Annotated in this window: 19 protein-coding genes; 14 read left to right on the top strand and 5 right to left on the bottom strand. The window is 59.4% G+C overall.

From position 1 onward, the window contains the following. Window positions 1-37 precede the first annotated feature (37 nt). The 4 genes from MSG32_RS07560 to MSG32_RS07545 are packed head-to-tail and all read right to left on the bottom strand — an operon-like array spanning window position 38 to window position 4,817. Window positions 38-1,678, bottom strand: a complete 1,641-nt coding sequence (locus MSG32_RS07560; RefSeq protein ID WP_248379670.1) for an alpha-glucosidase — start codon at window positions 1,676-1,678, stop codon at window positions 38-40. Window positions 1,679-1,704: 26 nt separating this feature from the next. Next, entirely contained in the window at window positions 1,705-2,547 is an 843-nt protein-coding gene (locus MSG32_RS07555; RefSeq protein ID WP_248379666.1) for a carbohydrate ABC transporter permease, read from the bottom strand. An 11-nt stretch (window positions 2,548-2,558) separates the two neighbouring features. Further along, on the bottom strand, window positions 2,559-3,533 hold the full coding sequence (locus MSG32_RS07550; protein ID WP_043334056.1) for a sugar ABC transporter permease: 975 nt from the start codon (window positions 3,531-3,533) through the stop codon (window positions 2,559-2,561). Window positions 3,534-3,548: 15 nt separating this feature from the next. Further along, a complete protein-coding gene (locus MSG32_RS07545; protein ID WP_248379031.1) occupies window positions 3,549-4,817 on the bottom strand; it encodes an ABC transporter substrate-binding protein in 1,269 nt (422 codons plus the stop codon). Window positions 4,818-5,198: 381 nt separating this feature from the next. On the opposite strand from MSG32_RS07545, the gene MSG32_RS07540 reads away from it, so the two are divergent. The 14 genes from MSG32_RS07540 (at window position 5,199) to iolG (ending at window position 23,409) form a co-directional block, all read left to right on the top strand. Then, window positions 5,199-6,740 carry a carbohydrate porin gene (locus tag MSG32_RS07540; protein WP_248379030.1) on the top strand — a complete coding sequence of 514 codons (1,542 nt, stop codon included), beginning with the start codon at window positions 5,199-5,201 and terminating at the stop codon, window positions 6,738-6,740. A 637-nt stretch (window positions 6,741-7,377) separates the two neighbouring features. After that, window positions 7,378-7,572 carry a CsbD family protein gene (locus MSG32_RS07535; protein ID WP_043334054.1) on the top strand — a complete coding sequence of 65 codons (195 nt, stop codon included), beginning with the start codon at window positions 7,378-7,380 and terminating at the stop codon, window positions 7,570-7,572. A 673-nt stretch (window positions 7,573-8,245) separates the two neighbouring features. Then, window positions 8,246-9,277 (top strand): LacI family DNA-binding transcriptional regulator, encoded by a 1,032-nt coding sequence (locus MSG32_RS07530; protein ID WP_054555839.1) that lies wholly within the window; start codon window positions 8,246-8,248, stop codon window positions 9,275-9,277. 279 nt (window positions 9,278-9,556) lie between these two features. After that, complete coding sequence (locus MSG32_RS07525) at window positions 9,557-10,801, top strand: Gfo/Idh/MocA family oxidoreductase (RefSeq protein WP_248379029.1); 1,245 nt, start codon at window positions 9,557-9,559, stop codon at window positions 10,799-10,801. A gap of 130 nt (window positions 10,802-10,931) precedes the next feature. Next, window positions 10,932-12,659: an L-arabinonate dehydratase gene (gene araD / locus MSG32_RS07520; protein ID WP_248379028.1), complete on the top strand. Its 1,728-nt coding sequence runs from the start codon at window positions 10,932-10,934 to the stop codon at window positions 12,657-12,659. A 120-nt stretch (window positions 12,660-12,779) separates the two neighbouring features. Next, window positions 12,780-13,736 carry an SMP-30/gluconolactonase/LRE family protein gene (locus MSG32_RS07515; RefSeq protein WP_248379027.1) on the top strand — a complete coding sequence of 319 codons (957 nt, stop codon included), beginning with the start codon at window positions 12,780-12,782 and terminating at the stop codon, window positions 13,734-13,736. Window positions 13,737-13,808: 72 nt separating this feature from the next. Beyond that, complete coding sequence (locus tag MSG32_RS07510; RefSeq protein WP_248379026.1) at window positions 13,809-14,591, top strand: aldolase/citrate lyase family protein; 783 nt, start codon at window positions 13,809-13,811, stop codon at window positions 14,589-14,591. Window positions 14,592-14,653: 62 nt separating this feature from the next. Beyond that, on the top strand, window positions 14,654-15,418 hold the full coding sequence (locus MSG32_RS07505; RefSeq protein WP_192837993.1) for an SDR family oxidoreductase: 765 nt from the start codon (window positions 14,654-14,656) through the stop codon (window positions 15,416-15,418). A gap of 419 nt (window positions 15,419-15,837) precedes the next feature. Continuing rightward, window positions 15,838-17,688, top strand: a complete 1,851-nt coding sequence (gene iolD / locus MSG32_RS07500) for a 3D-(3,5/4)-trihydroxycyclohexane-1,2-dione acylhydrolase (decyclizing) (protein ID WP_248379025.1) — start codon at window positions 15,838-15,840, stop codon at window positions 17,686-17,688. A gap of 99 nt (window positions 17,689-17,787) precedes the next feature. Continuing rightward, window positions 17,788-18,990: a Gfo/Idh/MocA family oxidoreductase gene (locus MSG32_RS07495; RefSeq protein WP_248379024.1), complete on the top strand. Its 1,203-nt coding sequence runs from the start codon at window positions 17,788-17,790 to the stop codon at window positions 18,988-18,990. Window positions 18,991-19,133: 143 nt separating this feature from the next. Beyond that, window positions 19,134-20,042: a TIM barrel protein gene (locus MSG32_RS07490; RefSeq protein ID WP_248379023.1), complete on the top strand. Its 909-nt coding sequence runs from the start codon at window positions 19,134-19,136 to the stop codon at window positions 20,040-20,042. Window positions 20,043-20,206: 164 nt separating this feature from the next. Next, window positions 20,207-21,712 (top strand): sugar porter family MFS transporter, encoded by a 1,506-nt coding sequence (locus tag MSG32_RS07485; RefSeq protein WP_082388443.1) that lies wholly within the window; start codon window positions 20,207-20,209, stop codon window positions 21,710-21,712. A 160-nt stretch (window positions 21,713-21,872) separates the two neighbouring features. Continuing rightward, complete coding sequence (locus MSG32_RS07480; protein ID WP_248379022.1) at window positions 21,873-22,259, top strand: VOC family protein; 387 nt, start codon at window positions 21,873-21,875, stop codon at window positions 22,257-22,259. A 154-nt stretch (window positions 22,260-22,413) separates the two neighbouring features. Further along, window positions 22,414-23,409 (top strand): inositol 2-dehydrogenase, encoded by a 996-nt coding sequence (gene iolG / locus MSG32_RS07475; protein ID WP_248379021.1) that lies wholly within the window; start codon window positions 22,414-22,416, stop codon window positions 23,407-23,409. Between the two features lie 119 nt (window positions 23,410-23,528). Here iolG and MSG32_RS07470 read toward each other — a convergent pair whose 3' ends face one another. Further along, on the bottom strand, window positions 23,529-23,657 hold the full coding sequence (locus tag MSG32_RS07470) for a putative transporter small subunit (RefSeq protein ID WP_248379020.1): 129 nt from the start codon (window positions 23,655-23,657) through the stop codon (window positions 23,529-23,531). Window positions 23,658-23,690: the final 33 nt, after the last annotated feature.

The following is a 23,690-nucleotide window of genomic DNA, read 5'->3' as shown; positions in this document are numbered from 1 at the left end:
TCCCAGCCGGTGCTCGGCACCGGCTTTCGAAAGAAGGTTAGTCGAGTGCCAGGAAGGCAGCCTGATAGGCCGGCAGTACCAGACGCGCTGCCTGGGGCTGAGCCTCGTCCAGTTCGGCAGTGAAGCCCGTGCCCTCGAGAAGGCGCGCGCCGCCTGCGTAGGCTTGCGGCAGTACGGTGGTCCGTTCGGTGCCGGTCAGGTTGAAGAGACACAGCATGCGCTGGCCATCGTGCTCGCGCTGAAAGCCCAGCAGCTCGTCACCCACGTCCACCAGTTCAATGTTCCCCTCGCGCAGGACCGGGTGTTGGCGGCGGAAATTCAGCAGGGTGCGTGTGGCATGCAATACCGAGTTGGCGTCGTCTTCCTGATTGGCCACGGCCAGCGGCAGGTGGCGTTCATCGACCGGCAGCCAAGGCTCGACATTCGAGAAGTCCCCCCGGGCCGTCTGACGCCAGGGCATGGGAGTCCGGCAACCGTCGCGGCCCTTAAATTCCGGCCACAGCACCTTGCCGTAGGGGTCCTGAATGCGCTCGAAGGGCACCTCGGCTTCCGGCAGGCCCAGCTCCTCACCCTGGTAGAGGCAGACGCTGCCGCGCAGTGACAACACCATGGCCAGGGCGACCTTGGGATAGGCCACCGGGTCTTCGTCGGCACCCCAGCGTGTGGCGCTGCGCACGACGTCGTGGTTCGACAGGGCCCAGCATGGCCAGGCATCACCGGCCAGGCGCTGGAAGCGCTCGATGACTTCTCGCAGATAGCCTGCGGAGTGCGGGGCATTGAGCAAATCAAACCCGTAGGCCATGTGCAGCTTGTCGCCCCCGGCGGTGTACTCCGCCATGCGCTCCAGCGGCTTGTCATCACCGATTTCGCCCACTGTGGTGGTGCCCGGGTATTCATCCATCAGGGCGCGCAGGTCTTTCAGGAAGTCGAGGTTTTCCGGGCGGCTCAGGTCATAGACGTGTCGCTGCCAGGTATAGGGGTTGGAATCCGGCGCGCCCAGTGTCTTGGCCTCGCCCGCCGGTACCGGCGGATTGTCGCGCAGGGCCTGATCATGGAAGTAGAAGTTGACGGTATCCAGACGGAAGCCATCGACGCCCAGCTCCAGCCAGAAGCGCATGTTGTCGAGCTGTGCCTGCCGGGCTTGCGGGTGGTGGAAGTTCACGTCGGGCTGGCTGGTCAGGAAGTTATGCAGGTAATACTGCTGGCGGCGTGAATCGAAGGTCCAGGCCGAGCCGCCGAAGATCGACAGCCAGTTGTTGGGCGGCGTGCCGTCGGGCTTGGGGTCTGCCCACACGAACCAGTCGGCCTTGTCATTCGTACGGTCCTGACGGCTTTGCTGGAACCAGGGATGCTCATCGGAGGTGTGGCTGATCACCTGGTCGATCATGACCTTGAGATTGAGCGAGTGAGCGCGCTCCAGCAGCACCTTGAAGTCCTCCAGGGTGCCGAACATCGGGTCGACATCACGGTAATCGCTGATGTCATATCCGAAGTCGAGCATCGGAGAGGTGAAGAAGGGCGACAGCCAGATGCCATCCACGCCCAGGGAGGCCACGTAATCGAGTCTGGCGGTGATGCCCGGCAGATCCCCGATCCCGTCGCCGTTGCTGTCCAGGAAGCTGCGCGGGTAGATCTGGTAGATGACGCCACCGCGCCACCAGCTGGAGGAGGTCTGCATTTGGGCTTCGAGCAATGACATGAAGATTATCCTTTGACGGCGCCGGCGGTCAGGCCGGATACGATGCGGCGCTGGAAGATCATCACCAGGATGACCAGCGGTATGGTGAAGGTGACGGAGGCGGCCATGATGGGGCCCCAGGGGAGCTCATGCTGGCTGCCGCCGGAGATCAGGGCGATGGCGACCGGCACGGTGCGTTCGCTGTCGGTCAGCGTGAAGGTCAAGGCGAACAGGAACTCGTTCCAGGCCGCGATGAAGGCGAGCAACCCGGTGGTGGCCATGGCCGGCCACATCAGGGGCAGGAAGACCTTGGTGATGGTCTCCCACGGCGTGGCGCCGTCCATGATCGCGGCCTCTTCCAGTTCCATGGGCAGCTGACGCATGAAGGTCGTCAGCACCCAGACGGTGAAGGGCAGCGTGAAGATGGTGTAGCTGAGAATCAGGCCACCGGGGTTGTTGTAGAGATTCAGGCTGCGAATCACCTCGAACAGCCCTGACAGCACCGCGACCTGAGGGAACATCGAGACCCCGAGGATGATCAGCATCACGGTGGAGCGGCCGCGAAAGCGCACGCGTCCCAGCGCATAGGAGGCGGTGATGCCCAGCAGCAGCGCGATCAACACGACGCTCAAGGCGATCAGGATCGAGTTGCCGATCGCCTGCAGGAAACTCTTCTGCGCAAAGATCTGGGCGTAATTGCTGAAGTCCAGTGAGGTCAGCCAGTAGTTGACCTCGAACAGCTCACTGGACGGTTTCAGTGAGGTGATGACCGCGTAATAGAAGGGGAACACGGCGTAGACGATGATGATGGCGATCAAGGCCCATTTGCCGACCAGCTTGGCGAGTCGGGTCATCTGGTAGCGATTCATCGGAGGCTGATTCATTTATCCACTCCCAGTTGGCGGCGGCCAAGGTAGAGGTAGACCACGACGGCCAGCGCGATGATCAGGAACAGCATCGTGGAGGCGGCACTGCCGTAGCCCACGTCCTGGAACTCCACCAGTTGCTGGCGGGCGTAGATCGACATGGTCATGGTGCTGGACGAGTTGGAGGTCAGCACATAGATGACGTCGAAGACGCGCAGTGCATCGAGAAGGCGGAAGATCACGGCGACCAGCAGGGCCGGGGTGATCAATGGCAGGGTGACACGGAAGAACACCTTCACCGGGTGAATGCCATCGACCTCGGCGGCTTCATAGCAATCCTTGGGCAGCATCTGCAGCGCGGCGAGTACCAGCAGTGCCACGAACGGGATGGTCTTCCACACATCGACCATGATCACGGCCCACATCGAAAGATCGGCATCCGCCGTCCAGGCCAGTGGCGCATCGATCAGCCCCAGCCCCATCAACAGATGGTTGATGATTCCGAACTGGTCATTGAGCATCCAGGCCCACATCTTGGCGGAGACGATGGTCGGGATGGCCCAGGGGATGAGCACCGCGGCGCGGACCAGCATGCGCCCCTTGAATTCGGCGTTGAGCAGCAGGGCCACGATGATGCCGAAGACGACTTCCAGCGACACCGAGATGACGCTGAAATAGACGGTGTTCCAGACGGAATTCCACCACACCGGGTCAGCCAGCAGGCCGTACCAGACGCCGTCGTCCTTCACGAGGTAGTTTTCAAAGCCGATGAAGGCGGCGCCGGTCGTGTCCGAGAGCGAGGCATCGGTCAGGCTGAGGTAGAAGGTTCTCAGCAGTGGCCAGCCGGCCACCAGGGCCAGCGCGACCAGCATCGGCGCGAGATAGGTCCAGGCCGCACGTACCCGCTGGCGTCTGACCTTGGTACCGCGTTTGCGGGTCCGGGCCGAGGGCGTGTCCGTCGGCACTGACTCATTGAGCGTGGTTGTCATGCGAAACCTCCCGGGTTACCAGCGACGACGTTTGATGCGAGCCAGCTCGCCCTTCAGCTGAGCCACGGCCTGGGCGCCGCTCTGCTCGCCGCTCAGCACACTGTGGGTCGCATTGAAGAAGGCGTTGCTGACCTGGCCGTAGTTGTCACCGGTGACGGCAGACGGACGTGCCACGGCATTGGTGAAGGTGTCGTAGAGCGTGCCGAAGAAGGGCACGGCGGTGAGCACCTCTTCGTCCTGATACAGCGCCGTGAGGGTCGGGTTGTAGGCGGCCTGGATGGCCCGGCGTTTCTGCTCGGACTCACCGGTGAGGAAGGCCACCAGCTGCGAGGCGAGCTCGGGGTTCTCGCTGTACTTCGAGACCGCCAGGTTCCAGCCACCCAGCGCCGCCGCGCTTTCTCCCTCGGCACCGTGGGGCAGCTTGACCACCCCGACCTTGCCAGCCACCTTGCTGTCATCGCTCTGGGTCAGCGACCAGGCGTAGGGCCAGTTGCGCATGAAGACGGCGTTGCCGGACTGGAAGATGCCGCGGGCTTCTTCCTCGGAATAATTGAGCGCCCCCTGCGGGGTGATCTCGCCGATCCAGCTGGCGGCCAGGTCGAGAGCGGAGGCCGTATTGGGGTTGTCGACGGTGATCTCGCCATCGGCATCGACAATGGCGCCACCGTCGTTGCTGGCGACCCATTCCAGCGCATTGCAGGTCAGGCCCTCATAGGCACGCCCCTGGAAGACGTAACCCCACATCTTCTCGCTGCCGGCCTCGCGTTCCTTGGCCTGGATCTGCGTGGCAGTCTCTGTCAGCTCCTGCCATGTCTCGGGAGGTGCGAACCCGTACTTCTCCAGCAGGTCCTTGCGGTAGTAGAGCACCCCGGCATCCGTGAACCAGGGCATGGCCACCAGGCGGCCATCGACCGTGTTGTTGTCGATGATGGTCTTGAAGTGGCCCTGCGCTGCCTTTTCGCCGAGCGTCTGGTGCAGATCAAGCAGGTGATTGCCGAGCAGGCCCGGCCAGACCACATCGATCTGCAAGACGTCGATGTCACCGGACTGGGCCGACAGAATCTGCTGATAGAGCGAGAGGCGTTCCGTCGAGGAATTGGGCGTGGAGACGATATCGACCTCATGGCCGGTCTTGTCTTCCCAGGCAGCGACGCCCTGTTCACAGAGTTCCAGTTCGGCCCCGACCGCACCGCAGGAGATGGTCAGGTCCGCGCCCATGGCAGGGGCGGTGGTGGCTGCTCCCAGCAGGGCGAAGCTTGAGGCGATTAACGTCTTGCGTTGCATGGTGGATCCTCGTCACTTGTTGTTGTTTGACCCGCATCGGACGGCTGGGTGGGGGAGAGTCATAACGTCGTCCGATGGTGGTTTCTTAATCGATTAAGGCGTGGTCACAGTCAAGCGATTGGCGTCGATATCCGCAACCTGAACTTTGGTCTTGCTGTCACCGATATGTCGCCAGAAATGGGAGTTTTACGCGGTGATCGCTCCCCTTTGGTCGAATTTCGACATAAGTCGTGTGTCTGGAGCGCCGGATTGCCACTAGGGTCTTAAACGATTAAGTGAATGTGGCCACCCCTTCAACGCCAACGCCAATGATTCGGGCGCCACTTCGCTGATCATCGCCAAGCGAGTGATTCGTCAACAACAACAAAGGCTCTCTTCAACATGACAACTCCCTCTCAGCACCCGCTCAAGACCCCACTCGTCATGGCCGTTGCCATAGCGGTCATGAGCACCAGCGGACTCGCCAATGCCGACGGGACAGGCGACATCGAGGCGCGGCTCGCAGAGCTGGAACAGCGTATCGATGACGCCGAACAACGGGCCAGAGCGGCTGAGCGTCGCGCCGCCGAGGCAGAGCGCGCGATGGCCGTTCAGCGCCAGTCGAATGAGGCTGATCAACCCGCGCGCGTGACCGCGCAGACCGAGGACCTCGAAGAGCGTCTGGCGGCCGTCGAGCGCCAGGCCAGTGGCGAAGAAGGTTTCTCCTTCAACGCCTATGCCCGCTCCGGGCTATTGATCGGCGAAGGAGGAAAGAGCATCGAAGGCGGCCCCTATCTCACGCCGGCGGGCTCGGTGGGCGGGGCGGTCGGGCGGCTGGGGAACGAGCCCGACACCTACGTCGAGTCGGTATTCAACTACAAGACCCGCTACGACAACGGGACGAAGGCGCTTTACCGCACCATGATTGCCGACGGAGTAGAGACCAGTAACGACTGGACCTCGGACGAGTCCAGTCTGAACGTACGACAGGTCTTCGTGGAGTTGAGCGATCTGCCGAGCTTTACCGGCGCCTTCGAGAATTCCTCCATCTGGGCGGGCAAGCGCTTCGATCGGGACAACTTCGATATCCACTGGCTAGACAGCGATTTCATCTTCCTCGCCGGGACCGGCGCAGGTATCTACGACGTCCAGCTTGCCGATGACTGGAAAGCCAACTTCTCGGTCTACGGGCGCAGTTACAGTGAATACCCGACAGAGGACTCCGATACTGGCGGCAATACCGACAACCTGACGTTCACCATGAATAACTATGTCGGCCACTGGCAGTGGATGGTCAGTGCCCTGTCGGCGGCAGACAATGAAGAGCGCGCCATGGACACGGGGGCCGAAGCGGCCGATTCCGGCTTCCACACCATGCTGGCCTACCATGGCGACAGCTTCTTTGGCCTCGCCGATGGCAGCTTCAAGGCCGCCGTGCTGCATGGCCGCGGGCTCGGCGCGGAGACCAAGGTCATCGGGGCTGACGGGAACCTGACGGATGACGCCACCTCTACTCGCCTGGGGCTTTACGGCACGACCTATCTCGCACCCAAGTGGCGCTTCGCACCAGCCGTTCTGGCAGAGGTAAGCAAGGATCGCTACGACGACGGAGATGAGTATTCCTGGGCGACCTTCAATGCGCGTCTGGCCAATGAGCTGACGACGAATTTCGAGATGCAGTACGAGCTGAGCTATCAATGGATGGACCTGGACCCCGGCTCGACCGGCAATGCCGTGGAAGGCGGGTATCGCAAGTTCACCATTGCACCGACCTTCAAGCCTGAGGTCGGTGGCTTCTGGAAGCGTCCGGAAATTCGCCTGTTCGCGTCCTGGAGTGACTGGGATGAGGAGCTCAATGATTACTCCGAAAACGATGCCCTCGGGAGTGCAGGCTTCACGGGAGGCGAATGGGCCTTCGGTGTCCAGAGCGAGGTATGGTTCTAGGAGCAGGATGCCAAGCTGATCATCGCCTGCCAGTGTTTCGATCTTGCCCGCGGTCAGCCGCGGGTTTTTTGTAACGTCATCGCTGGATGGTTGAGACGCTGACCGCAAACTGTCGAGCGAGATCTTGTTCGTAATGCTGGAAGGAGCTGCTTAGGAAGTCGGCATGAATTTTCGGTGTCGTTGTCTCTTGATTGTGCAGCTTGATACCCATGATGCCTTTTCTGTATGAATTGCTTGATGGGCATACGAGAGGCTAATAAAGGATAGATTCGTTGTAAGAATCGATCATCAGGCACCTTATAGTGAGTTGTTGATGGGATATGCTGAATATTTTGCCCTATACATTTAATGACAGTTGTCACATTGGTTGTTGAAAGCTGGGAAATGGCGGTATGCCACGGAAAGATGAAGGGAACTTTCTGTCGATGATGTTGTATTGAGTCGGCTGGCTCGCGCTATATTTCATGTAAAGTCAGTGGTCGCACCACCAATGAGATGAAGCGGTAGGGCTGTTGTTGAGTCCTAATATCTGTGCTAGCTTATATTCGTAGCCTGCCATGAGGCTCAATCACAGCATGTGACTGGTCATTGGTTGATTTTTATTTGTCGCATTATCTATTTGATTTAGGAGACTGCCATGAATAGTGATATCGCCGAAGGTAAGTGGAAGCAACTCAAAGGTAAGGTCCGCGAAGGTTGGGGAGAGCTTACAGATGAAGATGTCGACGAAATTGCGGGTCGCAAGGAGCATTTTGTCGGGAAGGTTCAAGAGCGTTATGGCATGAACAAAGAAGACGCTGAAAAGGAATGGAATAAACTGTCCGATTCGTGAAGCTTTTTTAATATATATTCCATGTTACCGATGCTTGCGCTTTGCAGGCATCGGTTTTTTGTGTCTGAGCTCCAGCAACAAGAGCAGCACGCATGGTATACAGGGGTTTAGAACATTCTCTCGAGAATACTTGGGATGGCTATTCGATAGCCGAGGCGCTGTCGGGAATGGTCATTCCGTTTCTCGGCACCTTGCGTAGCTCAGTATTACTGACATTCTTGGAGGCTGCCCCTTGGAGAAGTACTGGCGTGTCAAGCCATTGATATTCTCCTTGGTCCCTCGCCAGGTGGGGCTATAGAGGGCATAGCAATACATTTACTGTCAAAGCCTTTTGCGACATCTTCGTGATTGGCGACCTCCGAGTCGTATCCAGGGGCATCGTCTGGGGGTACCGCGACGAGGCTCCAGCAACCGATACATCGGCTGTTGCGTCAGTTCTACTGTGGTCCTGAGCCGTCGTGCTGCCAGAGATAGTCGCCAGGGTCGTGTTATCGAAAGGCGGCTATTGACTCCCTGGTGGCACACGTCAAAGCCAACGTGATATGGCTGTATTCTTCATCATGCGCCTGCTGCATGCTTGCGTGATCCGCGGTATGGTCGGCCAATGATTATCCAATGTGGGGTGGAATGCCTTGATGAGATGTTGAGCATTGAGCCCCGTTAGGGAGTGAGCATGAAGAAGTCCGAGGACATATCCTCATCCAAGCGTGTCACCATCACTGAAGTTGCCAAGGAGGCCAACGTCTCGATTGCGGCGGTCTCTCGGGCAATGAATCCAGAAGGCAGCAGCTCCCCCGAGATGCGTAGCCGGATCCTGGCGGTAGCCGAGCGAATGGGGTACAAGCCGAATCGTCTGGCACGAGGCATCAAGTCGCAATCCAGCCTGATCGGGATTCTCGTGACCAATTTCGAGAACCCTGTCTACCTGGCGATTCTCAGCGAATTTTCTGCTGCGATTCAGCGGCATAACTGCCACACCTTGTTGATCAACGTGAATACCGAGAAAAGCATCTCGGAGGCTGTCTCGTTGGTGATGGAATATCATGTCGATGCCTTGATCGTCACTTCTGCATCGGTGCCGCCGGAGTTGGTCGAGGCCTGTGCGAAGCAGAATACGCCTGTGGCCATATTCGGGCGTGATGGAGAAGATTCCGGCGCCTGTGTGGTGACCTGTGACGATGTCGAGATGGGGCGCATGGCAGCAGATCATCTCATTGATCTCGGTTATCGTCGGCTGGCTTATGTGGGGGCGTCGACCAAGGAACAGGCCACGCTGGATAGAAAGCGTGGCTTCATCGAGCGGCTGGAGCAGCGTGGGCTGACCTTGCATGGCGTGGGGGAAGGGCATCGCCACAGCTACGATGCGGGTTATGAAGCCACCTGTGAGTTGTTCGCAGAGGCGGAGGTCATTCCTGATAGCATCTTCTACTTTGACGATATCATGGCATGTGGCGGCATGGACGCCATACGTCATGAGTTCTCGCACCGCATTCCACAGGATATCGGTATCGTCGGGGTGGATGACATTCGCTTTGCCTCAAGCAAATCCTATGATCTGACGACGATCTGCCAGCCATTCACGGAAATGGTCAACAAGACGGTGTCGTTGTTGTTCGCGCGCATCAAGCAAGGTGGCATGGCGCCCAGTCGGGTCATCATGCCGTGTCAGATCACGCAACGCGGGTCGACTCGTCACGTCAACTGACACGCGCACTGCAGAACGCTTGATAGTTTTCTCGTGAAATCTTCTCTGGTGGCGGAGCAGCACTCTCCTGGTAGTCCGCCTGGAATACTGGCGATTCGTTGGCACATCGGTGGATTTTCGTTCTTTCTCGTCCCTTGGTCTAAATGGCTTTGAAAACATTTTCAAAGCCGGTTTGGCTGCGCTAGGCTGCTTGATATGCAGCGTACCAAAGCCAAGGAAAAGCCCCTGTGGTACGCGATAGAACAATAACGCCATCCACGCCTGAAGCCGAGACGCCCAATGACTCAGCAGACACCGCCCTCACTCGATCACCGTTCAAGCTCACAGCAGACAGCGGAACACCAGTCGAGCACTTTGGCCCCCAAAGTGCTGCGCATGGGGATGATCGGGGGAGGCGTTCAGTCTTTCATCGGTCAGGTCCATCGTGCGGCGGCGCAGATGGATGGGCGGTATCGTGTCGTCGCCGGTGCGCTGTCGTCGAATCCCGAGCGTGCTCGCCAGCAGGCGGAACAACTCAACATCGCACGTGGTTATGGCGATGGTGAATCACTGCTACGCGAGGAAGCTGCCCGCGAAGATGGCGCTGAGGTAATCGCCATTCTCACGCCCAACGATAGTCACTTCGCCCTGGCCAAGCTGGCTCTGGAGCTGGGCTTTCATGTCGTCTGTGAAAAGCCGCTGGTCAATGATCCGGCTCAGGCTCGCGAGCTTGAAGCGATTGCCGAGCGGGCAGGGCTGCGCTTCTGCATGGCCTATGGCTATACCGGTTATCCCATGGTGCGTCAGGCACGCGCCATGATCGAGAATGGCGAGCTCGGTGAAATCCGTCAGCTGCAGTGTGACTACGTTCAGGGGCACCTGGCCTGCCTGACGGATGCGGAAAAGGCAGGCCACGACTGGCATATGGACCCCGCCATCGCGGGGGAGTCGATGATACTCAATGATATCGCGACCCACGCCTTTCATATGCTCGAGTATGTTTCCGGGCTTGAGACCAGTGAATTGAGTGCCGATGTCACGGCCAGCGTGGCCGGACGCGAAGCGCACGATAATGCCAACGTAATGTTGCGCTATGGCAATGGTGCCCGCGGCCTGATGTGGATTACCCAAGCGGCTGCCGGCGCCGAGCATGGCCTGAGCTTCCGGATCTTCGGCAGTCTCGGGGGACTCGAATGGCATCAGGAAACCCCCAATCAGCTCCTGTTCCGCCGTATTGATGGCGCTCCTGTGTTGCTCTCCAAAGGGGCAGCGGGACTTCATGAAGCCTCCACGCGTATCTCTCGTGTGGCCTTTGGACACCCCGAAGGTTATCGCGAAGCCTTTTCTTCCCTGTATAGCGACCTCCATGAGGACATCACTGCTTGCCAGCAGGGGACTGAACCGCACCCATTGGCCTGCTGGTATCCCGACCTGCGCAGTGGTGTGCGTGGTGTCGAGTTCGCCGCCACCGCGCTTGACTCCAGTCGGCGCAACGGCGATTGGGTGTCTCTGCCCTCTCGGCGGGACAGTCAATTGACGCGCTGATTCGGCTGTTGAATTGAGATAGCCAACGCCACTTCATTCAGGAATGACGCAATGACGGGCCGCCCTCGAGGCAGCCGGTGCGGATTCTGCTACGCCATTGTTCGGTCAATTACGTTGTAAGGAGTACGGGATGAACAGGAAAGGGGTCGACGATCTGCGCAGTAATCGCTGGTTCAAGCAGGATGATCTGCGCTCTTTCGGGCATCGCTCTCGCGTCAAGCAGATGGGTTACTGGGGCGAGGAGTTCGTCGGCAAGCCGGTGATCGCCATCATCAATACCTGGAACGACCTCAATACCTGCCATTCTCACTTTCCTGAGCGGGTCAAGGATATCAAGCGTGGTATCACGGCAGCGGGGGGCTTTGCTGTCGAACTGCCTGCCATGTCACTGGGTGAGCAATTGATGAAACCCAGCGCCATGATGTATCGCAACATGCTGGCCATGGAAGTCGAGGAATTGCTTCGCAGCTACCCCGTGGATGGCGCCGTGGTCATGGGCGGGTGTGACAAGACCACGCCGGGCGTGCTCATGGGCGCGATCTCCATGAATCTGCCGACCATCTATGTCCCCGCTGGTGCCATGCTGCGCGGCAATTACCGTGGTCAGGTGTTGGGGAGCGGTACGGATGTCTGGAAGTACTGGGATGAGCGACGTATCGGCAACGTCAGTCAGAGTGACTGGAACGAGATCGAGAATGGGATTGCCCGCTCTCCGGGCACTTGCATGACCATGGGCACGGCGGCAACGCTGATGTCGATCGGTGAATCGCTGGGCATGAGCCTGCCGGGGGCCTCAAGCATCCCCGCGGTGGACGCCAATCACAACCGTATGTGCTACGCCAGCGGCAAGCGAGCGGTGGAAATGGTCTGGGAAGATCTCAAGCCGACCGATGTCATGAGCGAGGCCTCCTTTGATAACGCGATTGCCGTCGACATGGCGATCGGTGGCTCGACCAACGCCATCATTCACATCGTGGCCATGGCACGTCGTCTCGGAATCACGCTGCCGATGGAGCGCTTCAACGAGATATCGCGTCGTGTGCCGCTGGTGCTGAACCTCAAGCCTTCCGGCGAATATCTGATGGAAGATTTCTTCTATGCCGGAGGGCTTCCGGCACTGATGACGAACATCGGCAGTGAGCTGAAGCTCCCCGCGATGACCGTGACCGGCCGCACCCTGGGCGACAACATCGAGGGCGCCAAGGTCTGGCGCCCGGAAGTCATTCTCCCGCTGGACACGCCGGTCAATGCCTCGGGCGGGACTGCCGTACTGACCGGCAGCCTGGCGCCGAAGGGGGCCATCATCAAGCCGACCGCGGCGGACCCTCGTCTGCATGTCCATCAAGGGCCTGCCTATGTGTTCGAGAATATCGCCGACCTCAAGGCGCGTATCGATGATGAAGACCTCCCGGTCACGGCTGACAGCATCATCGTGCTCAAGAATGGCGGACCGGTGGGCGGCCCAGGCATGCCGGAGTGGGGCATGATGCCGATTCCGGCCAAGCTGCTGAAACAGGGCGTGCGCGACATGCTGCGTATCTCCGACTCGCGCATGAGTGGCACCAGCTACGGGAGCTGCATTCTGCATGTGGCGCCGGAAGCCGCCGTCGGCGGACCGTTGGCCATCGTCAAGACCGGTGACATCATCGCCGTGGATGTCCCCAATCGGCGGCTGGACTTGATGGTCGATGAGGAGGAGATCCAACGTCGACTGGCAGATTGGCAGCCGCCCAAGGACCGGCACCCTCATGGCTATGCCTCTCTCTACAAATCGCATGTCACCCAGGCAGATGAAGGCTGTGACTTCGACTTTGCCAATGGTGCCCCTGGCAGTACCCCTGAGCCCGATATCTATTGAGCGCCGCTGCCTGAAGCAGGGAGATAAGGTCGAGGGTATCGGGGGCAGAGAGATAGAAGGTGTAAGCCCGCAGGGGTATCCACGCATGTGCCATAGCCATCGTCGACGGGAGTCCAGGAAATGGCGGAAATCGAACTGCTGATAGAGAGCCGGGCGGAGTTGGGTGAATCCCCGATCTGGGATGCCAGTCGCAACAGCCTGTTATGGGCGGACCTTTATGCCCCGGCGATCGAGCGCTACTGCCTGAGTGATGGCAAGCGAGAGCGTCGCGTGCTGCCAGAGACCTTGGGTGCCTTCGGGCGCTGTGCCGATGGGCGTTTGATCGTTGCCATGCGCTCGGGCATCCATCTGCTCGATTTCGAGTCGGGGGCACTGGAGTTCCTGGCCTGCCCGCCCGGTGAGCCGTTGGCTGGCACGCGCTTCAATGACGGCAAGGTCGCGCCGAATGGACAATTCGTGATCGGCACTATGGATGAAGCGAGCCGCTCCCGGCCGTTGGGGCATTTCTACTCGGTCACGCCTGCGGGCGAGACGCATTGTCTGCAGTCAGGCCTCATTGTCGCCAATGGACTGGCCTGGAGTGCTGATGGACGGCGCATGCATTTTGCGGATACGCGGCGCGACACGATCCATGTCGCGGACTACTGCCCGGAAAATGGTGTCATGGGAACGCCGCGAGTGTTTGCCGAGACCCAGCCTGCACTGCACGGTCGCCCCGACGGTGGTGCGATGGATATGGCGGGAGGCTACTGGAGTGCAGGTGTCTTTGGCGGAGTCCTCAATTATTGGGATGCCCAGGGACGTCTGGCGCGCCAGGTCCGCCTGCCATGTCCCGGCCCGACCATGCCGTGCTTTGGCGGGGCCGATATGACAACGCTGTTCGTGACCACCTTGCGCAAGGGCATGAGCCCTGAGGCACTGGCCGCAGCCCCCTTGTCCGGCAGTGTCTTCGCGCTGGAGGTCGAGGTGCCGGGTGTCCCCATCGCCGCCTTTGCCTCTCGCTCTCCAGCATCACCCGACGTGCTGAATGGAGAACGCTCACCCTCCCTGGACACGACCCGTGAACCTCACGCGTGACTGTCCTTGTGACTGCTCTTGTGCCCCGTCCCTTGTGACCTCCACCGTTGATGAATTCCAGAGGGAGACCCCATGCGCCTCAATCGCCTCAAGCAACGCATTGCCCAAAAAGAGGGCGTCGTGAATGGCTGGCTCTCCATGCCGTGTGCCTTCTCGGCAGAGATCATGGCCCATCAGGGCTGGGACAGCCTGACCATCGACATGCAGCACGGGATGATCGATTACAGCGATCTGCTGCCGATGCTGACGGCCATCTCCACCACTGACACCGTCCCGCTTGTCCGAGTGCCAAGCCTGGAGCCGGGGTTGATCATGAAGGTGCTGGATGCGGGGGCCTATGGCGTGATCGCGCCTTTGATCAACACCGCCGATGACGCCAGGGCACTGGTGGCCGCCTGTCGTTATCCCCCGCTGGGGATGCGCAGCTTCGGCCCTCATCGCGCCATGCTGTATGGCGGAGCGGATTATGCGAAGCATGCCAATGACGAGATGCTGGTGCTGGGCATGATCGAGACCCGCGAAGGCGTGGCGAACCTGGAAGAGATTCTGGCCGTCGAGGGGTTGGATGGCATCTATATCGGTCCTGCGGATCTGGCGTTGTCACATGGACACACACCGGGGTTTGATCACGGTGATGGCCCCATGGATACCTTGATCGGCGAGATTGTCGCACGGGCTCGGCAGCACGGCAGCGTCATCGGTATTCACAACGGCAGTGCCGCGCATGCGCGACGGATGTTGGCGCGTGGCTGTGATCTGGTCACGGTCGGCGCCGATACACGTCTGTTGATGACAGGGGCACAGGCAGTACTGAAGGACATGGAGCGCAGCGCGAATCATTGTGAAGGCTATTGAATGTACCTGGCCGTGGCAGTCGTTCGCTTGAGCCAGCGATACGCTATCAAAGGAGAGACGAAATGAATCAGTTCGCACGTTATCCCAGCCTGGAAGGCCGGCATGTCTTCATCAGTGGCGGTGCCAGCGGCATCGGCGCGACCTTGGTAGAGCATTTCTGTGAGCAGCAGGCGCGAGTGAGTTTCATCGATATCGATGATGCCTCTGGCGAGGCCCTGGCGGCGCGTCTGACCGATCAGGGAGGAGAGGTGCATTACCGACATTGCGATGTAACTGACATCCAGCAGCTGCGCACGGTCATCGAGGCTGCAGCAGATGAGTGGGGGCCGATAGGGGCCCTGGTCAACAATGCCGCGCGTGATACCCGGGTACCGCTCACGGAGCTGGATGTCGAGACATGGGATGACCTTCAGGCCACCAATCTTCGCCATGTGGTGTTTGCCTGTCAGGCAGTCTTTGCCGGGATGCAGGCGGCGGGCGGCGGGTCGATCATCAATTTCAGCTCGCCCAGCTTCCTGCGTCGCTCGCGGGACATCTCGGCCTATTCGAGCGCGAAGGCGGCCACCATCGGTCTGACGCGCACCTTGTCGCGTGACATGGGAGATGCGGGGATTCGCGTCAATACCGTGCTGCCGGGGTGGATCATTACCGAGCGTCAGAAGGCGCTGTGGTGGAATCCCGAGCTGGAGAAGCAGGTATTGGAAAATCAGAGCCTGCACCAGCGGGTACAGCCCGAGGATGTGGCTCGGATGGTGTTGTTCCTGGCGGCGGATGACAGTCGCATGATGACGGCCCAGACCTATATCGTGGATGGTGGCCTCGTCTAGCCATGCTGAAGTGGTCATGGCGTTTTCGCAGAGCGTTTTGGGAGGCTGCGTTTTGCATGCATCACTCCCCATGAAGCGCTTTTCGTGCCAGCGCCATTGGCAACGAGATGGCGGCTTTCGCCGGAGTGGTGTCGAGTGCTCCTTGGGATGATCAATAGGATAAGGGTGATCGAAGCGACAGTTTTATAGGCTGCTTCAATCATGCCAAGACATCCTTATTGAACTTTGATCCAAGGAAAGCACTTTTTTTGAAAATGAAGATGAAAACGTTTTCAAGCGCTGCTAGTGTCTTTTCAAACGGCGAAGAATTCAGCGCTGACCATCATTTTCCTACGTCATCATCACTGAGCTTCAGGTGCGGATTTTTCGACCTGAATGCACACAATAAAACAACGCCATATGCTCGTCGGGAGAGAGGAATGAAAACGATAAAATTGACCGTCTCCGAAGCCATCGCCAGATACCTGGCGGCGCAGAAGATTGAACTCGATGGCAGTGTCGAGACCTTGTTCGGTTGCGGGTTCGCCATCTTTGGCCACGGTAACGTGACCTGTCTGGGGCAGCAGCTGCACAACATCCAGGACACGATTCCGATCTGGCGCGGCCAGAATGAGCAGTCCATGGCGGTTGCCGCCGTTGCCTACGCCAAGGCCAACAAGCGCCAGCGCATCGGGATCGCCAGCACCTCCATCGGGCCGGGTGCCACCAACATGATCACGGCTGCGGGTATTGCGCACACCAACCGTCTTCCGTTGCTGATGTTCGCCGGCGATGCCCATGTCTCGCGCCTGCCAGACCCGGTGCTGCAGCAGGTCGAGCATGCCCATCAACCTGGCCTGAGCGTCAATGATGCCTTCAAGCCCGTCACTCGCTATTGGGATCGCATCACTCATCCCGCACAGATCATGCAGTCCTTGCCGACAGCGATCGCGACGCTGACGGATCCCGCCAATTGCGGGCCGGTCATGATTTCATTGCCACAGGATATCCAGGGCGTTGCCTATGACTATCCAGAGGCACTCTTCGAAGAATGCATCCATCATATTCGGCGTCCGGAAGCCGATACGCGTGCTGTACAGGATGCCATTTCCCTGCTGGAAAAGGCGGAGAAGCCGCTGATCATCGCTGGCGGTGGCGTTCATTATTCCGAAGCCAATCAGTTGCTGGCCGACTTTGCACAACGTCGTAATATTCCGGTGGTCGAGACGATTGCGGGCCGTTCTTCGCTGCTGCAATCCCACCCCTGCAATATCGGCCCGATTGGTGTGACTGGCTCGAATTCAGCCAATGCCATGGCGGCACAATGTGATGTGCTGGTGGCCCTTGGCACACGCCTGCAGGACTTCACCACCGGATCCTGGTCGGTGTTTCGTAATCCAGCGCTGAAGATCGTGTCAGTCAACGTGGCGCATATGGATGCCATCAAGCATCGCGCCATGGCGGTCATCGGCGATGCTCGCCACACGCTGGAGCGTCTTGATTCCGGGTTGGGTGAATGGCAAGCCGATCAGCGCTGGCTGGAAAAGGGCCAGGCTGAGGTCGCCGAGTGGAAATCCCTGTGCGCCAACCGTGGCGAGATCACGCCCGGCGAGATGGCGTCCTACGCCCAGGTCATTGCCAGCGTCAATGCGGTGCAGGAACCCGGCGATACCGTGCTGACTGCCGCCGGTGGCTTGCCGGCAGAGCTCAACATGAACTGGCAGAGCAAGCAGCTCGGCAAGTTCGATATCGAGTTCGGCTTCTCCTGCATGGGATATGAAGTGGCGGGCGGCTGGGGCGCCAAGATCGCCAATCCCGACAACGAGGTCGTGGTCCTGGTCGGCGATGGCTCCTACATGATGATGAATTCCGACATCTACAGTTCGGTGCTGACGGGCCACAAGATGATCGTGCTGGTGTGTGACAACGCCGGGTTTGCGGTCATCAACAAGCTGCAGAACAACAGTGGCAATCCGTCCTTCAACAACATGCTGGCCGATTGTCGCAGCCAGGCCGATGAGCTGGTACGCGTCGACTTCCTCAAGCATGCCCAGTCGCAAGGTGCCTATGGTGAGCACCTGAGTGACATCAGTGATTTCCGGGCCGCCTACCAGCGCGCCAAGGAGAGCCCGCGGACCTACGTCATCGTGGTGGATATCGATTCCAGCAAGTGGTCTTCCTGTGACTGCTGGTGGGATGTGGGGCTACCCGAAGTCGTCCGCGAGGACGTGGATGAAGCGCAGGTTGCCGCCATGAATGCCGGCCGTGTCCATCAGCGTCGCGGGCTCTGATTCTGCGTGAGGCCTGGCGCACACCGCAACGGGCCTCATGAACACGCCTGGAATGACAACGCCAATTACCAGCACCCATGCATTTGCAGGAGAACCCAGATGTTCAATGAAGAACACAATATCGCACCGCTGCGCTGGGCCATGGTCGGTGGTGGCCGTGGCAGTGAAATCGGCCACGCCCATCGTGCTGCTGCCCATCGTGACAACTTGTTCCAGCTGGTCGCCGGTGCCTTCGATCTCGACGCTGAACGCGGGCGTGAATTCGGCACCAACCTGGGACTCGATCCAGAGCGTTGCTACCCGGATTACGCCAGCCTGTTCGAGGCCGAAGCTGCTCGCGAGGACGGCATTCAGGCGGTCAGCATCGCCACGCCCAACAGCACCCACCATGCCATCAGCCTGGCAGCGCTCAAGGCCGGTCTGCACGTGATCTGCGAAAAGCCGGTGACTTTCACGGTTGCCGAGGCCGAGGAGCTCAAGGCCGAAGCACAGGCGCGCGGTCTGGTCTTCGGTGTCATGTATGGCTATAGCGGCTATCAGATGCTGCACCAGGCCCGCGCCATGGTGCAGTCGGGTGAGCTGGGGCAGATCCGCATGGTCAACATGCAATTCGCTCATGGCTTCCATAGCCAGCCGGTCGAACAGGTCAGCAGCGGCGCCAAGTGGCGTACCAGTCCTGCCGTTTCCGGGCCGACTTATGTGCTGGGGGATCTCGGGACGCACATCTTCTATGCCGGCCAGTTCATCACCGGACTCAAGGTCGAACGCCTGATGTGCCACCGCCAGAGTTTCGTGGCCTCGCGTGCGCCGCTGGAAGACAACGCCCAGGTGTTGCTCCAGTACCAGAACGGCGCGGTGGGGTCGCTGTGGGCCAGCGCCGTGAACGCGGGTTCCATGCACCAACAGAAGATTCGCGTGGTGGGAGAGAAGGCCAGTATCGAGTGGTGGGATGAGTATCCCAACCAGTTGCGCCTGGAAGTGCAGGGCGAGCCGGCCCGCATTCTCGAGCGTGGCATGGGCTATCTCGCCGAAGGCGACAGCGCCGTGAACAGCAATCGCATCGGCGGCGGGCATGCCGAAGGCTTCTTCGAATCCTGGGCCAATGTCTATCACCGCTATGCACTCGCCATGCAGGGCGCCGATGCGCGCCGTGATGGCAGAAGTACTCAGCATCTCGGTCTGTCAGAGCAGGAGTTGGAGTCGCTCTGGTTCCCCAATATCGACGCCGGTATCGAAGGTGTGCGGTTGCTGGAGTGCTGTGTGGAATCGTCTGACAACGAGAATCGCTGGGTCGCGTTCTGACCTGACTGCCGGCATCTGGAGCGCCTCTCTCTGACGCTATCACCGCCATGGATTGGCGGTTGCTGTGAGGTCGCTTCGCCAATGCGCTACTGACGATGGTTATTTCAAAAGACAACGACAACGCCAAAGAGAAGGACATCCTCATGCAAATCAAGCTTTCCAACGCGCCGTGTTCCTGGGGTATCGAGTTTGCCGACAATCCCGCCAACCCCAGCTGGCAGACCGTACTGGATGAGATCGCCGGCGCCGGCTTCAAGGCGACGGAGCTGGGTCCGCTCAACTATCTGCCGACCGAGCAGGCAGCACTGGCGTCCGCGTTGGACAGCCGAGGGCTCGAGTTGATCGCCGGTACCATCTTCAAGCATCTGCATGACGCGTCACGTCGTCAGGAAATCCTGGATTACACCCGCGCGACCTGTGAAGTGCTCAAGCCGCAGCGGGGCAACTATATGGTCATCATCGATCACGTCAGCTCGCCGCGCACCGATGAGGCTGGCCAGCAGGAAACCGCAACACGTCTCAATGATGAGCAATGGAACGAGATGATGGTCACTATCCGACAAGTGGCTGAAATCTGTCAGGAATATGACGTGATGCCGGTGCTTCACCCGCATGCCGGCACCTATATCGAGTATCGTGATGAAGTCGATCGCGCCATGAAAGAGCTGGACTCTGACCTGGTCAAGCTGTGCATCGACACTGGCCATTGCACCTATGCTGGGATCGACCCCGCCGAGCTGATTCGCACCTACGGCGAGCGCGTCGCCTATATCCACTTCAAGGATATTCAGGCGCCGGTGCTGGAAAACGTGGTGAAGGATGGCATCGACTTCTACACCGCCATTGGCCAGGGCGTGTTCTGCCCGCTGGGCCAGGGCTGTGTCGACTTTGACGCGGTCCGCGATAGCCTGGAATCCATCGGCTATCAAGGCTGGATCACCGTCGAGCAGGACGTGGACCCGACCAAGGACAACAGCGCGCTGGAAAATGCCCGCGAAAGTCGTGAATTCATTGAACGCAGCATTCTTGAAAAGGGCCTGGCGGAAGCCTGATCCGCATGATGCCCTGTCGTCATCGCGCCAGAAGACGGCAGGGCACGGAAGATACCGCAATGACTTGTCTCGATAGCGTGGTGCGTCAGATGCCACGAGCACTCGAGCCACATCTGCCTCAGCAGTTCTCGTAATACTATAACAATCGATCACGAGAGGTCGTCATGCCCACTTCACACCCTGGTAGCGACACCGCTACCCCCTCAGCATCCACCGATTCCTCCTCACCCGACAATCAAGAAAAGCTGACGCCAGCGCAGCTTGTCTTCCTGATCAAGATCATTCTGGTGGCCGCCCTGGGTGGCCTGCTGTTCGGTTATGACACCGGCGTCATCTCCGGGGCCATCGGGCCCATCGCGCAGTATTTTGATCTGTCCGCCGCCGAGAAGGGCTGGGCAGTCTCATCTGTGGTCATCGGCTGTATCGGTGGCGCACTCATCGCCGGACGGCTGTCCATTGCCTATGGGCGCAAGGCCGTCTTCATGCTGTCAGCGTTGATGTTCACGGCGTCAGCACTGGGATCCGGCCTGGCGAGCACCTTTGATGCCTACATCTGGTGGCGCATTCTCGGCGGGATTGCCGTCGGCATGGCCAGTGTCATGGCACCGATGTATATCTCCGAGATGTCACCCGGTTATATGCGTGGGCGCACCGTCAGTCTGTTCCAGCAATCCGTGGTCTTTGGCCAGATGGTGGTGTTCTTCGTGAACTACTTCATTGCCAAGGGCATGGCGGAAACCTGGATCCTGAATCACGGCTGGCGCTGGATGCTGGGGTCTGAAGCGATCATTTCCATTCTGTTTGCGGTGCTGATTCCTTTCGTGCCGGAATCTCCACGTTGGTTGGTGCTGAAAGGGCGTCTGGACGATGCCCGCCGAGTCTTGGCGCGCTTCTATCATGGCGACGCCATTGAACGCACGCTGGGCGAGATCCAGAAATCCTTCCAGCACAATGAGAGCAAGCGTCACGCGTCGCTGCGTACCAAGGGGATGCTGGGGCTGGTGGCCATCGGGATCTTCATCGCGGCTGCCCAGCAACTGACCGGCATCAATGTGGTGATGTACTACGCCCCGGATGTGTTGTCCGCCGTCACTTCCAGCAATGAAGATGCCCTGTTCCAGACCTCCATCATGGGGGTTACCTTCGTCGCCGGTAACCTGCTGGGCATGCTGTTGATCGACAAGGTTGGCCGTCGTCCGCTGCTGATTGCGGGGAGCCTGGGCAGCATCGTCGGCATGACTTTCCTGGGTGTCGTGATCGGCAATGGCGAACCGGGCATCAGCGCCTTGATCGCCCTGATCGTCTATGTCGTCTCGTTTGCCATCTCCTGGGGGTGTGTCTGCTGGACACTGGTCTCCGAGATATTCCCCAATGCCATCCGCGCACGAGCCATGTCACTGGCCGTGGCGGCGCAGTGGCTGCTGGGCTTCATCGTCACTCAAACCTTCCCGATGATGCGCCAGAGCGACTTCCTCAATGAACTCGTCGGTGGTGGATTCAGCTTCTGGCTCTACGCTGTCCTGACCTTCATCAGCTTGATGATCGTGCTGCGCTACGTGCCGGAAACCAAGGGCAAGACATTGGAGGAGCTCGAGAACATCACAGGCACTCGCTTGAGCAAGCGTCGCCGTCGTCTTGCTCGTCAGGGCTTGCCACTGACCGCTGAGTAAACCAGGAGCGCTCTGGACTGTTCATCAAGCCGTCGTTATCTACTCCCGCTGGCAATCTTCACGTGCTGGCGGGAGCATGTCTTGCACCGGGCACTATCGTTCTGCCCCGATACCGATGGCATGATCAAAGGACACCAAGTCACAGCCAGAGGGCACATGGATGAAGCATAACGTCGCGCGGTATGGCCTGATATTGAATACAGAACGGTTCGAGGAGTGTGTCGCTTTCTATCAAGGTCTTTTCGAACTGCCGCTGATGTTCAGCAAGGAAGATGGCAGTTTCAGGCTGACCTGCCTGTCTTATGGGGCGGGCTATCTGATGATCGAGCAGGGTGGGAAAGCCATTGAAGGCGGCAAGACACCAGAACAAGGTAGCGCCAAGCTACGCTTCAATGTCAGGGATATCGATCAGGCATTGGCAGATGTCAAAGCCTGGGGTATCGACGCCGAAATTGAAGAGACACTATGGGGCAGGACCATACATCTGCATGATCCCGACGGTAACCGGGTGGGGATTCGGGATGAGGCGACATTTCTGACGCCCTGACGTTCTGCTACCACGCCGTGAGACGCTCATCATGGAGGCTCCCCATCAGTAGATGAGCAGTCTGGCTTGTTGCCAATGGTCGTTGCCAGTTGAACAGGTTCTTGCTTCCCCGATTCAAAATTATCACCCTCAACGCCATGAAAGGATTCTGGATATGAAGATTGCTCTACTGGGTGCAGGTCGTATCGGCCGTGTGCATGCCCGCGCCATTACCGAACATCCGACAGCGCAGCTTGCCTGCATCAGTGATGCTTACGCGCCGGCTGCCGAAGCCTTGGCCAGTGAATACTCGGTGCCGGTACTGTCCGCCGAGGAGGTCTTTGCCTCTGATGCGATTGAGGCAGTATTGATCGCGTCTTCGACACCGACTCACTCCGACTTCCTGGAGCGTGCCGTGCGTGCTGGCAAGGCAGTTCTCTGCGAGAAGCCGATCGACCTGGACCTCGCGCGCACCCGTGAGTGTCTAGCCGTGCTGGCAGAGCACCCAGTGACCTGCGCTCTCGGCTTCAATCGTCGTCATGACCCGCAATTCTCGGCGCTCAAGCAGGCGGTAACTGAGGGACGTGTCGGTGAGCTGGAAATGATCGCCATCACCAGTCGTGACCCTGAGCCACCGCCCGCTGAGTATATCGCGGCTTCCGGAGGCATCTTCCGCGACATGAGCATTCATGATCTCGACATGGCTGCCTGGTTGCTGGGAGAGCCGATCAGCGAGATATCGGTTACGGGGAGCTGCCTGATTGATCCGGCCATCGGGGAAGCGGGGGATCTGGACAGTGTTCTGATCAGCCTCAAGAGTGTCTCGGGCAAGCTTGCGAGCATCAGCAACTCGCGCCGTGCCTGTTACGGCTATGATCAGCGCATCGAGGTCTTCGGCAGCAAGGGCATGCTGGAAGCCCGCAACGAGACGGATACGCGACTGCGCTTCACGGGCGAGCAGGGAGTGATGGATGAACGACCCAAATGGTTCTTCCTCGAGCGCTATGCTCAGGCATTCGGGCGTGAGGTCGCCGATTTCGTCTCGGCCTGCCAAGACAAGCGAGCGCCTCTGGCCGGCGCTCAGGACGGCCTGGCGGCACTTGAGCTGGCGGAAGCCGCGCTCATTTCCTGGCGCGAGGGTCGCCGCGTGCTGCTCAGCGAGATTCGGTGAGCTTTTGGCACCTTGATGACCGATCAGGTGAGGCCGTACCCACAGCATGCAAAAGCCCGCTTCTGGACATTCCAGAGGCGGGCTTTTGCGTTCATGGCGTCACATTACGCCAGAGGGCTTTATACCAGCTCGCGCTTTTCTTCCCGTGCGATGCGGCGATCACGTGCGACCGCGCGGCAGATGACGATCAATACCGCCAGGGTGAGCATTGGCCATACCAGTACGTAGGTGGCAAATAGCAATGTCATGTGTGTTGTCTCCCTGTTCTGTCTCGGACGTTA

Origin of the sequence: Cobetia sp. 1CM21F (genome assembly GCF_023161745.1) — a bacterium.
In the GTDB taxonomy this organism is placed as follows: domain Bacteria; phylum Pseudomonadota; class Gammaproteobacteria; order Pseudomonadales; family Halomonadaceae; genus Cobetia; species Cobetia amphilecti.
This window is presented reverse-complemented; position numbering and strand designations above follow the sequence as displayed.

Excerpts from the sequence above, each read along its gene's own strand:
- MSG32_RS07560 (WP_248379670.1), bottom strand. The coding sequence starts at position 1,678 with ATGCAGACCTCCTCCAGCTGGTGGCGCGGTGGCGTCATCTACCAGATC.
- MSG32_RS07555 (WP_248379666.1), bottom strand. The coding sequence starts at position 2,547 with ATGAATCGCTACCAGATGACCCGACTCGCCAAGCTGGTCGGCAAATGG.
- MSG32_RS07550 (WP_043334056.1), bottom strand. The coding sequence starts at position 3,533 with ATGACAACCACGCTCAATGAGTCAGTGCCGACGGACACGCCCTCGGCC.
- MSG32_RS07545 (WP_248379031.1), bottom strand. The coding sequence starts at position 4,817 with ATGCAACGCAAGACGTTAATCGCCTCAAGCTTCGCCCTGCTGGGAGCA.
- MSG32_RS07540 (WP_248379030.1), top strand. The coding sequence starts at position 5,199 with ATGACAACTCCCTCTCAGCACCCGCTCAAGACCCCACTCGTCATGGCC.
- MSG32_RS07535 (WP_043334054.1), top strand. The coding sequence starts at position 7,378 with ATGAATAGTGATATCGCCGAAGGTAAGTGGAAGCAACTCAAAGGTAAG.
- MSG32_RS07530 (WP_054555839.1), top strand. The coding sequence starts at position 8,246 with ATGAAGAAGTCCGAGGACATATCCTCATCCAAGCGTGTCACCATCACT.
- MSG32_RS07525 (WP_248379029.1), top strand. The coding sequence starts at position 9,557 with ATGACTCAGCAGACACCGCCCTCACTCGATCACCGTTCAAGCTCACAG.
- araD (WP_248379028.1), top strand. The coding sequence starts at position 10,932 with ATGAACAGGAAAGGGGTCGACGATCTGCGCAGTAATCGCTGGTTCAAG.
- MSG32_RS07515 (WP_248379027.1), top strand. The coding sequence starts at position 12,780 with ATGGCGGAAATCGAACTGCTGATAGAGAGCCGGGCGGAGTTGGGTGAA.
- MSG32_RS07510 (WP_248379026.1), top strand. The coding sequence starts at position 13,809 with ATGCGCCTCAATCGCCTCAAGCAACGCATTGCCCAAAAAGAGGGCGTC.
- MSG32_RS07505 (WP_192837993.1), top strand. The coding sequence starts at position 14,654 with ATGAATCAGTTCGCACGTTATCCCAGCCTGGAAGGCCGGCATGTCTTC.
- iolD (WP_248379025.1), top strand. The coding sequence starts at position 15,838 with ATGAAAACGATAAAATTGACCGTCTCCGAAGCCATCGCCAGATACCTG.
- MSG32_RS07495 (WP_248379024.1), top strand. The coding sequence starts at position 17,788 with ATGTTCAATGAAGAACACAATATCGCACCGCTGCGCTGGGCCATGGTC.
- MSG32_RS07490 (WP_248379023.1), top strand. The coding sequence starts at position 19,134 with ATGCAAATCAAGCTTTCCAACGCGCCGTGTTCCTGGGGTATCGAGTTT.
- MSG32_RS07485 (WP_082388443.1), top strand. The coding sequence starts at position 20,207 with ATGCCCACTTCACACCCTGGTAGCGACACCGCTACCCCCTCAGCATCC.
- MSG32_RS07480 (WP_248379022.1), top strand. The coding sequence starts at position 21,873 with ATGAAGCATAACGTCGCGCGGTATGGCCTGATATTGAATACAGAACGG.
- iolG (WP_248379021.1), top strand. The coding sequence starts at position 22,414 with ATGAAGATTGCTCTACTGGGTGCAGGTCGTATCGGCCGTGTGCATGCC.
- MSG32_RS07470 (WP_248379020.1), bottom strand. The coding sequence starts at position 23,657 with ATGACATTGCTATTTGCCACCTACGTACTGGTATGGCCAATGCTCACC.